General features: G+C 63.2%; 12 protein-coding genes. 8 read left to right on the top strand and 4 right to left on the bottom strand.

Annotation, left to right across the window (positions count from 1 at the left end; translation table 11 throughout):
• Nucleotides 1–24: 24 nt before the first annotated feature.
• Nucleotides 25–1,527, bottom strand: a complete 1,503-nt coding sequence (locus QZY03_RS26330) for an alkaline phosphatase (protein WP_295586274.1) — start codon at nucleotides 1,525–1,527, stop codon at nucleotides 25–27.
• Between the two features lie 359 nt (nucleotides 1,528–1,886).
• Here QZY03_RS26330 and QZY03_RS26325 point away from each other — a divergent pair, with 359 nt between their 5' ends.
• A complete protein-coding gene (locus tag QZY03_RS26325; protein WP_295586271.1) occupies nucleotides 1,887–2,948 on the top strand; it encodes a thioredoxin fold domain-containing protein in 1,062 nt (353 codons plus the stop codon).
• A gap of 115 nt (nucleotides 2,949–3,063) precedes the next feature.
• On the opposite strand, the gene QZY03_RS26320 is transcribed toward QZY03_RS26325, so the two are convergent.
• Nucleotides 3,064–3,972 (bottom strand): LysR family transcriptional regulator, encoded by a 909-nt coding sequence (locus tag QZY03_RS26320; protein ID WP_295586269.1) that lies wholly within the window; start codon nucleotides 3,970–3,972, stop codon nucleotides 3,064–3,066.
• A gap of 143 nt (nucleotides 3,973–4,115) precedes the next feature.
• Between QZY03_RS26320 and QZY03_RS26315 the strand changes: the two genes are divergently transcribed.
• Nucleotides 4,116–5,744 (top strand): NADH-quinone oxidoreductase subunit L, encoded by a 1,629-nt coding sequence (locus QZY03_RS26315; protein WP_295586266.1) that lies wholly within the window; start codon nucleotides 4,116–4,118, stop codon nucleotides 5,742–5,744.
• Nucleotides 5,745–5,746: 2 nt separating this feature from the next.
• Nucleotides 5,747–8,347 (top strand): YbcC family protein, encoded by a 2,601-nt coding sequence (locus tag QZY03_RS26310; RefSeq protein ID WP_295586264.1) that lies wholly within the window; start codon nucleotides 5,747–5,749, stop codon nucleotides 8,345–8,347.
• Nucleotides 8,348–8,396: 49 nt separating this feature from the next.
• Here QZY03_RS26310 and QZY03_RS26305 read toward each other — a convergent pair whose 3' ends face one another.
• A complete protein-coding gene (locus QZY03_RS26305; RefSeq protein WP_295586262.1) occupies nucleotides 8,397–8,693 on the bottom strand; it encodes a DUF2845 domain-containing protein in 297 nt (98 codons plus the stop codon).
• A 155-nt stretch (nucleotides 8,694–8,848) separates the two neighbouring features.
• A complete protein-coding gene (locus QZY03_RS26300; protein ID WP_295586259.1) occupies nucleotides 8,849–9,421 on the bottom strand; it encodes a Smr/MutS family protein in 573 nt (190 codons plus the stop codon).
• Between the two features lie 261 nt (nucleotides 9,422–9,682).
• On the opposite strand from QZY03_RS26300, the gene surE reads away from it, so the two are divergent.
• The 5 genes from surE to ccoN all read left to right on the top strand — a co-directional run bounded on the left by surE (nucleotide 9,683) and on the right by ccoN (nucleotide 14,788).
• A complete protein-coding gene (surE, locus tag QZY03_RS26295) occupies nucleotides 9,683–10,432 on the top strand; it encodes a 5'/3'-nucleotidase SurE (protein WP_295586256.1) in 750 nt (249 codons plus the stop codon).
• Nucleotides 10,432–11,094, top strand: a complete 663-nt coding sequence (locus QZY03_RS26290; protein ID WP_295586254.1) for a protein-L-isoaspartate(D-aspartate) O-methyltransferase — start codon at nucleotides 10,432–10,434, stop codon at nucleotides 11,092–11,094. The genes surE and QZY03_RS26290 overlap by 1 nt, the downstream gene beginning before the upstream one ends.
• Nucleotides 11,095–11,187: 93 nt before the next feature.
• Complete coding sequence (locus tag QZY03_RS26285; RefSeq protein ID WP_295586252.1) at nucleotides 11,188–12,045, top strand: peptidoglycan DD-metalloendopeptidase family protein; 858 nt, start codon at nucleotides 11,188–11,190, stop codon at nucleotides 12,043–12,045.
• A gap of 24 nt (nucleotides 12,046–12,069) precedes the next feature.
• Entirely contained in the window at nucleotides 12,070–13,146 is a 1,077-nt protein-coding gene (rpoS, locus tag QZY03_RS26280) for an RNA polymerase sigma factor RpoS (RefSeq protein ID WP_295586249.1), read from the top strand.
• A gap of 208 nt (nucleotides 13,147–13,354) precedes the next feature.
• Nucleotides 13,355–14,788 carry a cytochrome-c oxidase, cbb3-type subunit I gene (gene ccoN / locus QZY03_RS26275; RefSeq protein ID WP_295586247.1) on the top strand — a complete coding sequence of 478 codons (1,434 nt, stop codon included), beginning with the start codon at nucleotides 13,355–13,357 and terminating at the stop codon, nucleotides 14,786–14,788.
• Nucleotides 14,789–14,796 lie beyond the last annotated feature (8 nt).

The raw sequence follows: 14,796 nt of genomic DNA, 5'->3' as shown, positions 1-14,796 counted from the left end.
CGTCCCGCCCCGGAAATCACGCAATTATTTGCGGATCCGCAGGGGCGAGACCTGGGGTACGCCGGCGGCCTCCATCATCACCCGGAAGACCTGCGTATTGTCCAGGATACGGGTTCCGGGGTACCACTGGAGTTCATGCCACTCAAAGCGCCGCGAGCCGGCGCCCATCGCATAAATACGGGTCAACTCGTTGGTATGGCCAGTGGTGCCGAAGGTGACTTCACCTCCCGGATAACATGGCGTACCCATGCAGTTCGGGGTTTGCTCCGGCAGGTCACCGGCGCCCAGCACCGTGCGGTTGCGCATGTAATTGTTGCTATGGTCGGAGGTCACGATCAGCAACGTATTGCGCCAATCAATGTCGTCGTTCGGCTGATTGACGAAGTCGATGACGGCCTGGACGCCATCGTGCAGATCCTTAATGGTACCGACCATCCGCTGAAAGTCGTTGGCGTGGTTGGCCCAGTCGATATCGCCCTGTTCTGCCATCAGGAAGAAGCCATCCGGATCCTGGCTCAGCACTTTCAGTGCCGCCAGTGTGGCTTCCGTATAGGTGGGGTTCTCCCGGGTCGCCTGAGTCACCGTGGGCGTGGCGGGCAGGTCGTTGGGCTTCAGCGACTCGAAGTTGCCGTCCCCTTCCTTACCGAAGAGTCCGAACAGCTTCTTGCCTTCAGCAACGGCTTGCTGGGCTCCCGTGAGCAGGCTTAAGCCGCCGTCAACCCCGGCAGTGCGCTCAACAAACACATACTCGTCTGCGTAGACGCCGTTCTTCAGGTTGTCGTAATCTTCAGCAGCGATGTAGTTATGGGTCGGCGAACCGTCGTAACCAGGATGGCCGCCGCCGATGACCACATCGGGCTTGACTGTCGTGAGGATCTCGTGTCCGATTGCGCCGTAATTGTTGCGGCTCTTGTTGTGGCTGACGAAAGCGGCCGGGGTGGCATGGGTGAAGGGCACTGTGCTGACGACGCCGATGGCGTAATCTTTGCGCTCGCGCAGGTGTTCGGCAATGGTCTTGAGCGAACCGTCGCCAGTGCGGTTGCCGCCGGTGTCGGGGTCTCCCGGCAGCCAACTGAGATTGCCGTCATCGGTCTTGTAGCCGGAGGCCCAGGCGGTTGCCGCGGAGGCCGAGTCGGTCGCCTTGGCTTTGAGGTAGGCCTCGGCGCCGGGCCGTTCGGGTCTCAGCGGATAGGGGGCTTTGCCGCCCTGCGCCGGATCATATCCGAGGGTGGGTGCAATGGCTCTTGGGTCGTAGGTCCCGCCGGACCAGTATTTATAGGTACTGACGTCCCAGGTCGACTGGTTACCCTGGTAGGGCAGATTGTGGAACGACAGGTCGAAATCATTGCCGAACAGATAACGGCTGGCGGCAATTTCATGTTCGATGTTCATGCCGTCGCCAATGAGAAGAATGATGTGCTTCGCTTCTCTCGGAACTGGATCGGCGAGCACGCCGAGCGAGTACGACGCAATGAGAGCGGCGGAGAGCACTTGGCGAACAGCAACGCCGACTAGTGATTTTTTCATCGGTTACCTTTCTTTAGAGTGAGGGCAAAGGTCATCGTCGAATGCGATGTTGTGATCGACCTTGCAACGCTTGGACTGTGACTACTGACGCGTTGCAGCGATGATTGAAGGGTACCAGATGAAATTGACTGTTTTGTGTCCGAGTGATGTCGGTTTGGTGCTGCGGTATCCCTTAGAATGCGCCAAGAAGAACGGCGTGCATTGCGTTTCGTGTTGTGCTGTGTGAGTCCGTGGCGCGACCTCGACTGGCCGCGCCGCGTCCAGGATGACTGGTGCCGTTGCGTTCACGACTGTTCTCAACTATAAGTCGGGTAGGTTCCCGGCGCTGATCGATGCAGGCTTTTCCGTTGGAGAGTGTCATGTTCCGGTTCATTGTCTTCCTGGTGACGCTGCTCTTAGGCCAGTCTTTGACGCTGGCTCCATCCGCCGCGGCGGCCCCAGCGCGGTCCGGGTCTGCCGATTCGGTGCCCTTGATCCCGAGCGAGCAGGAGCGGCCCGACTGGTTCAAGAATTCATTTCTCGACATTCGCGAGGACGTGGCCGAGGCCGCCGCGGCCGGCAAGCGTGTCATCCTCTATTTCTATCAAGACGGCTGTCCCTACTGCGCCAAGTTGTTGCGCGAGGGATTCGGCGACAGGACCACGGAGGCGCTGGCGCGTCAGCGCTTCGATCTGGTCGCGATCAATCTGTGGGGTGATCGGGAAGTCACCGGTTTTTCGGGGGAGCCGACGACCGAGAAGCAGTTCGGTGCTGGTCTCAAGGTTCAGTTTACCCCGACCCTATTGTTTTTGGATGAGGGCGGTCAGGTGATCTTGCGCATCGACGGCTATTTTCCGCCGCATCAGTTTGCGGCGGCCCTGGCCTATGCCGCGGAGCGGCAGGAACAGATGGGGAAGGGTTTCGCGGACTTCCTCGCCGGGCGGGCGCCCACGGCGGCGACGGGTCAGCTGCACGACGAGGGTGGATTTCTGCCGCATCCGCTCCGCTTGGCGCACAACCGGGATACCTCCTCCCGCCCGCTGGTGGTGATGTTCGAGCAGCCGGTCTGCAAGGAGTGCGATGAGTTGCATCAGATCACCTTGCGCAAGGAGGCAGTCGCCTACTCGTTGAGCGGCTTCGACGGCGCAATCCTTGATGCCTATTCAAAAGCACCGGTACAGACCCCGGACGGACGTGAGTTGACGGCACGTGACTGGGCCGCGGAATTGGGTATCAAGTACACCCCAAGCCTGGTCTTTTTCGATGCCGCGGGTCGCGAGGTCTTTCGTGTCGAGGGATACCTGAAGTCATTCCACATTCACGGCGCCCTCGACTATGTGGCGACCGGCGCCTACATCGCTCAGCCGAGCTTTCAGCGTTACCTCGCCGCGCGTCGCGAGGCGCTGGCCGCCCGTGGTATCATGGTGGATCTGATGCAGTGATGAGCGCCCCAGCAACGCTTGTCATCCACGCGGACCCGGTGTCGGGGCCTTGTGGGAGCGGTGCCGCCTCAGATCCAAGCCTTCGGCCTTGATCATCCTTCCGGTCGTGTCAGCCTCAGCGCCGTGGCGCAAGCAGTTGCACGTGAGCGCGCAGAAAATCGAGAAACGCCTTTGCAACCACCGATAGCTGCTTGTCGCGCGGCCGCACCAGGTACCAGGAGCGTTTGATCGGAAACCCCTCGACATCGAGGATGGTGACGTCCTTTTGACTCGGGTCGAGACTCAGCGTGCTCTGGGACAATAGCGCCAAGCCCAGTCCGCCGGCGACGGCCTGCTTGATCGCTTCATTGCTACCCAATTCCATTCTTATTTTCAGGGGTATCTTCTGTTCCTGAAACACACGTTCGATGGTGAGCCGCGTGCCGGAGCCGCGTTCGCGCACGATGAAGGGTTCATTCGCCAGATCCGAAAACGGAATGTGCTTGCGGTGCGCCATCGCGTGAGACGCGGGCGCCAGCAGCACCAGCGGATTCTCCATAAAGGGCTCACGCTCGATATCCAGCCGCTCCGGCGGTACACCCATGACGTATAGATCGTCCTGGTTGCGCGCAAGACGTTCCAGCAGGCGGTCGCGGTTGATCACCTCCAGTGCGATGTCGATGCCCGGATACTGCGCACAGAAGGGACCCAGGAGCCGCGGCATGAAGTATTTCGTGGTTGTCACCGCCGCGATTCTCAGCCGGCCCTGTTTCACGCCCTTGAGGTCGGCGACGGTCTGTTCAAAGCGCCCCCAGGTCTCCAACCAGTCGGCGCAGGTGGCGTAGAGCTGCTCCCCGGCCTCGGTCAGAAAGACTTTCTTGCCGATCTGCTCCAGCAAGGGCAACCCCACCTCCCCATGCAACAGGCGAATCTGCTTCGACACCGTCGGTTGCGTGACGTGAAGTTCCTCCGCCGCGCGGGAAAAACCCTTCAGTCGCGCCACGGCCTCGAAGGTCCGCAGCTGGCGCAGGCTGACATGCATCATCAGACGGCCCTCAGGTAATGTATTACCTAAAGGCTATCATTTTCATGATAACGATTCATTATTTTTTTTGTCAACGATTCCCTAGACTCCAGGGTAAGACGTCCAGACGACATCCCGCTCATCAACCCAGGAGAAGTCCGGCCATGCTACCGACACTGAGCTTGCCCATCCCAGTCCTGATCTTGTTTGCACCCGTGTTGCTTTGGCTGGTTGGCCTCACGCCGGCAAGCCTGGCAAATACCCGCCCGCACCTGATGGCGCGGCTGAACGGAGGTGCCGCCTGGCTGGCGTTTACCGGCACCCTGGCGGCGGCGGTCATATACCTGTTCGACGGCACGACCCAGGCATGGACACTGTTCTCCATCCCCCTGCCCGGCGACATCGGCGCCTTTACCATCGGCACCTACCTCAACAGCGTCACCGTGATCATGCTGCTGTTGGTGTCATTCGTCGGTGCCATCGTGTCGCGCTACGCGCGCAACTATCTCGACGGCGATCCGAACCAGGGCCGTTTCCACAAGTGGCTGACACTGACGCTGGCGTCGATCCTGACGCTGATCGTGTCCGGCAACTTGCTGATGTTCGCGCTGGCGTGGATCGCCACCAGCCTGTGCCTGCATCAGCTGCTGATGTTCTATCGCGAGCGCTCTGCCGCCGTGCTGGCGGCGCACAAGAAGTTCATCGCCAGCCGCATCGGGGATGCAACCCTGCTGCTGGCGGTGTTACTGATCGGCTCGTCGCTGCACACCCTGGAGTTCAATGAGATCTTCGAACACATGGCCACCATGGACGGCCCGCTGTCAGCGGGGCTGCAGGTCGCCAGTCTGCTGGTGGTGCTGAGCGCTGCGCTCAAGTCGGCTCAGTTCCCCTTCCACGGCTGGCTGATTCAGGTGATGGAGGCGCCCACGCCGGTGTCCGCCCTGCTGCATGCGGGCATCGTCAATGCCGGCGCCTTCCTCATCATCCGCATGAGCCCGATCGTGTCGCACTCCGCAACGGCGCTGGCCGCGCTGGCGACCATCGGGCTGGTGACCTTGACGCTGGCCTCGCTGGTGATGCTGACGCAGACCAGCATCAAGGTGTCGCTCGCCTGGTCCACCACGGCCCAGATGGGCTTCATGCTGCTGGAGTGCGGTCTCGGCCTGTTCAGCCTGGCCATGCTGCACCTCGTTGCGCACTCGTTGTACAAGGCGCATGCCTTCCTCGCCTCCGGCAGCGGCGTCGATGCCTTCCGTGCGCCGATCATCCGCTACGCGCCAAAGGCCTTCCAGCCGGTGCAACTGCTCCTCGGGCTGGTCATCGCGGGCATCTTGGCGGTGGTCTTGGGTGCCGCGTTCGGCATGCCCTGGGAACAGCAGCCCGCCCTGATCGCTGCCGGCGCCATCGTCGCCATCGCGGTGAGCCAGCTCATGCTGCAGACGGCGACCCTGTTCGGCAACGGGGCCGCCCTGCGGCGTGCCGTCGCTCTCAGTGCCCTGTTGTGCGGCGCCTACTTCGCCCTGCACCAGTTGTTTGATCACGCCCTGGCTGGCAGCCTGCCGCCGCTGCGCGACACGGCGAGCGCCTTACCGTCCGGACTGGTGCCGCTGACCATCGCCGCGTTTGTCGGACTGCTGGTGATGCAACAGTTCATCAAGGGCGCGCGTTCGAACTTGCGCGACACCCTGTACATGCATCTCTACAACGGGCTCTATATCGACGTTTACATCACCCGGCTCTTGCAGCGTGTCTGGCCCGCCCCCCATCAACCCGCCTACCACCAGGGAGCCTGAGCATGAACATCACCGACACCGCCCTCGTCGAGGAATCCGCGGCCGAGTTCGACCGCCGCATTGATGCCGCCTGCGCGCGCATCGCGCCGCTGTGGCCGCTGCAGCACTTCGTTGCGGTGAACCCCTTCTTTGGCCTGCGCGACCACAGCTTTCAGGACGCCTCCGACAGGTTGGCGCGCGTCATTGGCAGCAGTTTGTACATGCCGCGTGCCTACTACCGGGAACAGCTCGCAACAGGTCGCATCACCCGCGAGGATATCGAACAGGCCATCGGGGACTGCGGCAGCCAGCTCGACCCCGCCGCGGTGGAGCGGGCGCTTGCCACCGAGGTGCCGCAGCCGAAGCTGGGCATCGCCGCGGTGAGCGACGTGCTCGACCGCGTCGAGGGCGGGATCTGGACCAGCTTCGTCACTGAGCGCATCAGCCTGCATTGCGCGGCCTATTTCGACCTCGGCCAGGCCATCGTCAGCATGTCCTGGCGGGATTTGCCCCTGTACGCATCCTGGCGCAAAGCGGCCGGGATCGACCGCAGCCCGGCGATGATGGGACTGGGCGGTTTCCGGGAGGCCGTTGCCCGGTTGCCGGCGGAGCCACGTGCCGCCATTGCCTTGGCCCTCGCTGAGCTGGGGGTACCGGACGCGGCGGTGGAGCATTATCTGCACGCGGCGCTGCTCAGCGTCGGCGGCTGGGCGGCCTGGGCGGGCTATCTGCGCTGGCAGGCGGAACTGGGCGGACAGCGCGACGATTCGATCGTCGATCTGCTGGCGATCAGACTGGTGTGGGATGTGCTGCTGTTCAGGGAAAAAAGCAGCGCGGCGTTGGTGGCGCGCTGGCGCGCGATGCTGGCCGCCAGCATGCGCCCGCCGTCCGCCAAGCGTCAGGCCGCGGCGGAGATTGATCGCATCTTACTCAACGCGATGGAAATCGGATTTCAGCGCAGCGTGATCGCGGGGATACACAGCCAGGCATCGCCAACCGCGCCCGCCGTGCGCCCGGCGGTGCAGGCCGCGTTCTGCATCGACGTGCGCTCGGAGGTGTTCCGCCGTTCCCTGGAGATCGTGGCACCCGCGGTGCAGACGCTGGGCTTTGCCGGCTTCTTCGGCATCTTCATCGAATACGTGCCGCTGGGCGCGGATGGCGGACGCTCGCATGTGCCAGTGATCTTCAATCCCGACTATCGCATCTATGAACAGGTGAAGGACGGCGACGCCGGACTGTCGGCCAAGCGCCGCGAACGCATCGGCCTGGCCAAGGCGTGGAAGGGTTTCAAGCTCTCGGCCTCGTCCTGTTTCTCCTTTGTTGAAGCCGCGGGACTGATGTATGCGCCGAAGCTGCTCAGCGACAGTTTCGGCTGGAGCCGGCCGGTTCCCGATCCGGCCACGCAGGGGCTGGGCAAGCAGGGCGACGGCTTCGCCTTCGTCGAGGCCGCGGAACGGATGTTTGCTTCCATGCTGCGCAGCAACCGTTTCGGCGGGCACCGACTGGTTCCGGAGCCCGCCACCCAAGGGCTGGTCAGACCGGACGGCGAGCGCATCGCACCGGCCTTAGCACCCGCGCCGCAGTCGCAGCGCTGCGGGCATCATGCGGACTCGGGCATCCCGGAGGCGGACTGGGCCGCGCAGGCCGAACGCATCCTGCGCGCCATGACCATGACCGGCAATTTCGCGCGCCTGGTGCTGCTGGCGGGACACGGCAGCAGCACGGTCAATAATCCCCATGCCACGAGCCTCGACTGCGGTGCCTGCGCGGGCCAGACCGGCGAGGCCAGCGCGCGCGTGGTGGCCGCACTGCTCAACCAGCCCGCGGCGCGCCGCGGACTGATCGCGCGCGGCATCGTCATCCCCGAGGACACCTGGTTTCTCGCGGGCCTGCATGACACCATCACCAACGAGGTGTGCCTGTTCGACACCGACGACATACCCCCGGCGCTGGCGCCCGATCTCGCGCAGTTACGCCAGTGGCTGGCCCAGGCCGCCGATTTGACGCGCATGCAGCGTGCGCCGCTGCTGGGCATCGCGGGCCTGACGGATCATGGCGTGGAAGCCAATGTGCGCCGGCGCAGCCGCGACTGGTCGCAGGTCCGCCCGGAATGGGCGCTGGCCAACAACGCCGCGTTCATCGCCGCGCCGCGTACGCGAACCGCTGGAATCGACCTGGGAGGCCGCGCTTTCCTGCACGAGTATGTCTGGAACAACGATGACGACTTCGCCATCTTGGAGCTGATCATGACCGCGCCCATGGTGGTAGCGAACTGGATCAACATGCAGTACTACGGCTCGGTGGTGGACAATGCGCGCTTTGGCAGCGGCAACAAGGTGCTGCACAACGTCGTTGGCGGTGCCATCGGCGTGCTTGAAGGCAATGGCGGCGATCTGCGCGTGGGCCTGCCGCTGCAGTCGCTGCATGACGGCAAGCGCTGGATGCACGAACCGCTGCGCCTCAGTGTGTTCATCGAGGCGCCGGAGGCGGCCATGGACGACATCATCGCGCGGCACGAACTGGTGCGGCAGTTGGTGGAGAATGGCTGGCTGCATGTGCTGCGCATCGGCGACGATGGCGCCGTCTACCGGCGTGTGGCAAACGCGAACTGGCAACGGGTCTGAGCGGGTGCTCCATGCAGACACCTGACCCGCAGCGGCTCCCCCGCGATTCTCAGTGGCCGTAACCGGCCTCATCAATTTTGAAGATTCGGGCGTTCTTGACCGTGATTCTGGCGACGAACCGCTGGGGACCGAAGTTATAGACCCAGATCTCATAGCTATCGCCGACCGACACCGGCATGTAGCCTGCCGGGCGTCCCCAGACATCATACACCATTTGGTTAACCGTCGGGGCGTCGATCCGCTCGACGGTTGTCGGCTGCCCGCACCGCTGGGTCAACTGATAGGTGTCATCGCCCTCAGAAACGATGGTGTTGCCGCAGCGCAGTGCTTGGGCCGGGCCGGCCACAAGCAGACTCATCAATAACACGGGAATGTAACGCATAGCGCACCTCGGTTTCGGCGGTGGCGCGGACGCCGAGTCACCTGTTCGCCTAAATCATGAACCCGCCGGGGAAAATGTCAACCTGTGATTCCAACGGCTGGGTCTCGGGTCGCTGGTCGTTATGGGCGCCCTGCCGGGGCGGTTCTTCCCGACGGCCGTTTGGCCTTATTGGGGTTGCGCAACAGACAGTAGACGGCGCCGGTGCCGCCGTCACCGCGTGTCGCGGAGCAGAAGGCGAGCACTTCTTCGTGGAGGCGCAGCCAGTAGTTGACCTTCTGTTTGAGCACCGGTTGAGCACTGGAGGAGCGGATGCCCTTGCCATGGATGATCCGGGCGCACCGCACCCGGCGCTGTCCGCACGCGATCAGGAACTCGGCGAGGACACGCCGCGCGACCTCGACTGTCAGTCCGTGCAGATCGACTTCCAGCCCGACCTCGATGGCACCCCGGCGCAGGTCGGCCAGCACGCGCTGCTGGACGCCGGGGCGTGCGAAGGACAGGAACTCGTGGGTTTCGACCTCGGATTCGGACAGGGTGACACCCGCATCTTCCGGCAGTTCCAGCGGGCGCGGTCGGGGGATGGGCGGGGGGCGCCGCCGATAGGGCTCGATGCCTTCCTCGCGGAGCGGCTGCGCGTCCTGAACCTGCTCATGAAACAGCGCCAGGTCAGCCGGGGGGACTTGCTTTTTCATCGTCGGTCTCGTCTCGGCGCGGGTCAGGTCGGGAGTATACTGGTCAGCGGCGGGCGGCGACTGCCGAATTAAATGATTTCCATTGAGATAGAGCGACATAGCGCATCGTCAGCCAAACAATCAAGCGCCTGGCCTCGCTGGCCTCGCTGGCCGCGGCGGCTCCGGTACGGTGTGTCGCCGTGCGACGATGCCCGCGACGGCCCTTTCCAGTATCATCGTCTGGTTCGTCCGCTTTTTCTCCCCCACACGGCCATCAGTCCGATGAAGATCCTGGTCAGCAATGACGACGGTTACCAGTCTCCGGGTTTGCTCGCGTTGGCCGCCGGGCTCGCCCATCTTGGTCAAGTGGTGGTGGTGGCCCCGGAACGCGACCGCAGCGGCGCCAGTAATTCACTGACCCTGGATGTGCCGTTGCGCGCCAGCACGATGAGCAACGGCTTTATCCGCGTGGACGGTACCCCGACCGATTGTGTCCATCTGGCGATCACCGGCTTGCTCGACCGCGAACCGGACATTGTGGTCGCCGGGATCAACCACGGTGCCAATCTGGGCGACGACGTGCTGTACTCGGGAACCGTCGCTGCGGCGACCGAGGGGCGCTTCCTCGGGCTGCCGGCCATCGCCGTATCGATGGACTCACGCGAGCCTCTGCATCTGTCGACCGCGGTACGGGTGGCGTGCCTGCTGGTGGAGCGGTTGCGTTCCGATCCCCTGGATTCCAATCTGATCCTCAACGTCAACGTCCCGGATCGACCCTATGAGGAACTGCAGGGGTTTTTGGCGACCCGGTTGGGTCACCGCCACAAGGCTGAGGCGGTGGTGGCGTCCAAGGACCCGCGTGGCCGGGCCATTTATTGGGTCGGTCCGGCGGGGCCTGAGGCGGATGCGGGGCCGGGGACCGACTTTCACGCGGTACGGGCCGGTTTCGTGTCCATCACCCCGCTGCAGGTGGATTTGACCCGCCATGCCGCCCTGGAGTCGCTCGGGCAGTGGCTGCGTTTCGGCCGTTGATGTCGAATCTGAGTCATATCGGGATCGGGATGACCTCCCTGCGCACCCGGGAGCGCTTGATCACGCGATTGAGCGAGGCCGGGATTACCGACCCCGCCGTGTTGCGGGTGATGCGCGATTTGCCGCGGCACTTGTTTGTCGATGAGGCCCTGGCGAGTCGTGCCTACGAGGACTCGCCCCTGCCCATCGGCCACGGCCAGACGATCTCCCAGCCCTACATGGTCGCGCGGATGACCCAGGCGCTGTTGGCGGCCGGACCGATGCATACGGTGTTGGAAGTCGGAACCGGGTCGGGTTTCCAGACAGCGGTCCTTGCTGCCCTGGTGCGGCGGGTGTATAGCATCGAGCGCATCCAATCACTGCAAGTCCGGGCTCAGGCGTGCCTGAGACTTTTGCAGGTGCGCAATGTGCGCTTCCGGCACGGCGACGGTTTCCTGGGATGGCCCGAGTATGCGCCCTATGACGGGATCCTGGTGACCGCCGCGCCGCGGGCGGTGCCGCGCGCCCTGGCCGACCAATTGGCGCCCACGGGTTGCCTGGTGTTGCCGATGGGCGAAGGTGATCGCCAGGCGCTGGTGCGGGTGACCCGGGTGCCGGGTGGGTTTGCGCAGCAAGTACTGGAGCCGGTCAGCTTTGTGCCTTTGCTGGGGGGGGTTGCATGAGCGTTTCCCGCGGGTTGTTTCGCCGTGAGTACCCCGGCGTGGGTCGCGCGTCCAGCCCGCGTGCCGTCTGGTCGGACGCTGGGGTGCCCCGTGGTGGACGAACTCGGCTTTGACCTCTGCTTCAAGGGCTGCCGGGCCAACGGTTGGCGGTCGTGTCGCGGCGGCCGTGCCAGGTCGAGGCACCTGTCCAGGCTGTTGCTTGGATTCATCCTGGGGCTGATGACCCTGGTCTTGGCGGGATGCGGGTCTACTGGTCCCGCGCCGGTCGGGGGTTGGTCGGGAAAGGGGCCAGTCCCCAAGGGTTATTATCTGGTGCGCAAGGGCGATAGCCTGAGTGAGATCGCCGCCAAGCGCCATGTCAGCACGAAGAACCTGATTCGCTGGAACGCCCTCAAGCCCCCTTACACCGTTTTTGCCGGCAAGCTGCTGCGGGTGGCGCCGTCGGGCCGTTCGTCGGGGAGGGCGCGGGTTGGCGCGGCGCGCGCTGTGTCAAAGGTGGCTCAGCCAAAATCCCGCACAGCGTCGGGTGCGGCGGCCGCCGCGGCGCCGACCCCGGGGAGTCGCACGAAAGATTCTGGTGTCGCCTGGGCGTGGCCGTTGTCAGGGGCGATCGTACAGGGCTTTCGGGCCGGCGACCCCGCCCGCCAGGGGTTGCGCATCAGTTGTCGGTCAGGCGAGGAGGTGCGGGCGGCGGCTTCCGGCCAGGTGGTCTATAGCGGTAGTGGACTCAAGGGTTATGGCAACCTTATCATCGTCAAACACAACAAGAACTATCTCAGCGCGTACGGCTTCAACCGTCGGCTGTTCGTCAAGGAAGGAGACAGCGTCAAGCGCGGCCAGGCGGTGTCGGAGTGTGGCGAGGGACCGGAAGGGGCCTACCTGCTGCATTTTGAGGTACGCCGTAACGGTGCCTCGGTCAATCCGATTCTCTACCTGCCCCCGCGCGAGTAACACCGTCTGAGCGGACGGAGGGAGATGTGGATGTTAAGCACCGAGGACACCGAGATCGTTGCGGCCGAGCGGGTCGACCTCGAGATCATTGAGCCCGAGATTCTCGATTCCGATATCGACCCGGACAGCGAGTCTCTGATTCTGCTTGATGGGGACCCGGATGAGATCAGCGAGATCATTGATGACGCCGAGCCGGTCGAGCCGGTCGAAGAGCCGGTCGACGAGGAAGGGGCCGGGCCGGTCAGCGAGCGCTTTCTGTCCAGCGAGGGCGACTTCGACGCCACCCGGATCTACTTAAACGAGATTGGCGAGTCGCGCTTGCTGACCGCTGAGGAAGAAGTGTACTTTGCGCGTCTCGCCCAGCGCGGCGACAACACCTCGCGCCAGCGCATGATCGTGAGCAACCTGCGTCTGGTCGTGAAGATCGCACGTCGTTACCTCAACCGCGGGCTGCCGCTGCTGGACTTGATCGAGGAAGGCAACCTCGGTCTCATCCGCGCGGTGGAAAAATTCGATCCGGAACGCGGGTTTCGCTTCTCAACCTACGCCACTTGGTGGATCCGCCAGACCATCGAGCGGGCGATCATGAACCAGACGCGCACCGTGCGTCTGCCGATCCATGTGGTCAAGGAGATCAACATCTATCTCAAGGCCGCGCGAAAACTCGCGCAGCGGCTTGATCATGAGCCCACGACCGAGGATATCGCCGTGTTGCTGGACCGGCCGATCCACGAGGTCAAGCGGATGCTCGGTCTCAACGAGCGGATTACCTCGGTCGACACCCCGTTCAGCAAGGACGTGGACAAACCGCTGGTGGACATGCTCGAGGACGAGTCCGCGGACGACCCGACCGACCGGATCCAGGACGAGGATATCCAATCCAATCTTGAGCATTGGCTGGGCAAGCTCAACGAGAAGCAGCGCGAGGTGGTCGAACGGCGATTCGGGCTGCACGGCTACGAGAACGCGACGCTGGAACGCGTCGCTCAGGAACTCGGTGTGACGCGTGAACGGGTGCGCCAGATCCAGATGGACGCGCTCCGGCGTCTGCGCGACATCCTCGAGAAGGAAGGTTTCTCGATTGAGTCGTTTTTCAAGTAGCCGCCTGGTGTTCGCCGCACTGAATCCAGATCAACAACCGTTGCGGCAAATCACGCGGTCAACTGTGCCGTTTGTCTTGTCACTGTTGACTTTCCAGGTCCAATCCAGTCTGATTGCTGAGGCTACGCCTGGGGATTGAGGCGCACAGAAGTTAGGCTGGATCGCCTGGTGTCCTTCTTCGCTTTTCTAAAGAATCCCTGGAGGGTTTATGGAATCCGGATTGGAGCAGAAGTACAACTTCGATGTTGTACGCTGGTTCACCGTCATGGCAGCCGTCTACTTGGTGGTCGGTGCCTCGGTCGGTGTCTATATTGCCTCGGAACTGGCGTGGCCGTTCCTCAACTTCGACAGTCCCTACATCTCGTTCGGACGGTTGCGTCCGGTCCATACCAACGCGGTCATCTTCGCCTTCGGCGGCTGTACGCTGATGGCGACCGCTTTTTACACCGTGCAGCGTACGTGCGGTGTGCGTCTGTGGAGCGACAAGCTCGCCTGGTTCGTCTTCTGGGGCTGGAACACCGTGATCCTGCTGGCCGTCATCACCCTCCCGCTGGGTCTCACCGAGTCCAAGGAATACGCCGAACTTGAATGGCCGATCGATATCCTGATCGCCGTCGTCTGGCTCTCGTTCACCTTCAATTTCATCATGACCATCGCGGTACGCAAGACCTCGCACATCTATGTGTCGAATTGGTTCTTCCTCGGCATGATGGTGATGATCGTCTATCTGCACGTGGTCAACAGCCTGGCTATCCCGGTCGGGTTGTTCAAATCCTACTCGCTGTTCTCCGGTGTCCAGGACGCCATGATCCAGTGGTGGTGGGGTCATAATGCCGTCGGCTTTTATCTGACTGCCGGCTTCCTCGGGATCATGTATTACTTCGTGCCGAAGCAGGCCGGCCGCCCGATCTACTCCTACCGACTCTCGGTCATCCACTTCTGGGCCTTGATGTTCGGCTATGTCTGGCTTGGCGCCCATCACCTTCAGTATACCGCGCTGCCTGATTGGACCGGGTCTCTGGGAGCGGCGGTCTCGATCGCGATGATCATCCCCTCCTGGGGCGGCGCGGTGAACGGCATGATGACACTGTCCGGCGCCTGGGACCGCCTGCGCACCGACTATGTCCTGCGCTTCCTGATCATGGCCCTGGCCTTCTACGCCATGTCCACTTTCGAAGGCCCGGTTATGGCACTCAAGACGGTCAACGCACTGTCGCACTACACCGACTGGACCATCGGTCATGTTCACTCCGGCGCGCTCGGCTGGGTGGCCGGTATCTCCATCGGCGCTATCTATCACCTGATGCCGCGCCTGTTCCACACCGAGATGTTTTCCGAGCGGCTGGTCAACTTCCACTTCTGGACCGCGACCATTGGCACCGTGGTGTATATCGTCGCCATGTGGGTGTCCGGCATCATGCAGGGGCTGATGTGGCGCGCCTATGATGAGTACGGCACCTTGGCCTATACCTTCGTCGAATCGGTGGATGCCATGCACCCCTACTACGCGATGCGGGCCATCGGCGGCGCCATTTTCCTGGCCGGTGCGATCGTGATGCTGTTCAACGTGTTGATGACCCTGCGCAAGTCGGCCGCTGACGGCAGCCTGGTGCGGGCGCGCAGCGTTCCGGCGCCCGCCTGATCAACCAC

Origin of the sequence: uncultured Lamprocystis sp. (assembly GCF_903933125.1) — a bacterium.
GTDB lineage: Bacteria > Pseudomonadota > Gammaproteobacteria > Chromatiales > Chromatiaceae > Thiodictyon.
The sequence above is the reverse complement of the archived record's forward strand: the minus strand, read 5'-3'. Positions and strand labels throughout refer to the sequence as shown.

Excerpts from the sequence above, each read along its gene's own strand:
- rpoS (WP_295586249.1), top strand. The coding sequence starts at position 12,070 with ATGTGGATGTTAAGCACCGAGGACACCGAGATCGTTGCGGCCGAGCGG.
- QZY03_RS26315 (WP_295586266.1), top strand. The coding sequence starts at position 4,116 with ATGCTACCGACACTGAGCTTGCCCATCCCAGTCCTGATCTTGTTTGCA.
- QZY03_RS26290 (WP_295586254.1), top strand. The coding sequence starts at position 10,432 with ATGTCGAATCTGAGTCATATCGGGATCGGGATGACCTCCCTGCGCACC.
- QZY03_RS26325 (WP_295586271.1), top strand. The coding sequence starts at position 1,887 with ATGTTCCGGTTCATTGTCTTCCTGGTGACGCTGCTCTTAGGCCAGTCT.
- QZY03_RS26330 (WP_295586274.1), bottom strand. The coding sequence starts at position 1,527 with ATGAAAAAATCACTAGTCGGCGTTGCTGTTCGCCAAGTGCTCTCCGCC.
- ccoN (WP_295586247.1), top strand. The coding sequence starts at position 13,355 with ATGGAATCCGGATTGGAGCAGAAGTACAACTTCGATGTTGTACGCTGG.
- QZY03_RS26310 (WP_295586264.1), top strand. The coding sequence starts at position 5,747 with ATGAACATCACCGACACCGCCCTCGTCGAGGAATCCGCGGCCGAGTTC.
- surE (WP_295586256.1), top strand. The coding sequence starts at position 9,683 with ATGAAGATCCTGGTCAGCAATGACGACGGTTACCAGTCTCCGGGTTTG.
- QZY03_RS26320 (WP_295586269.1), bottom strand. The coding sequence starts at position 3,972 with ATGATGCATGTCAGCCTGCGCCAGCTGCGGACCTTCGAGGCCGTGGCG.
- QZY03_RS26300 (WP_295586259.1), bottom strand. The coding sequence starts at position 9,421 with ATGAAAAAGCAAGTCCCCCCGGCTGACCTGGCGCTGTTTCATGAGCAG.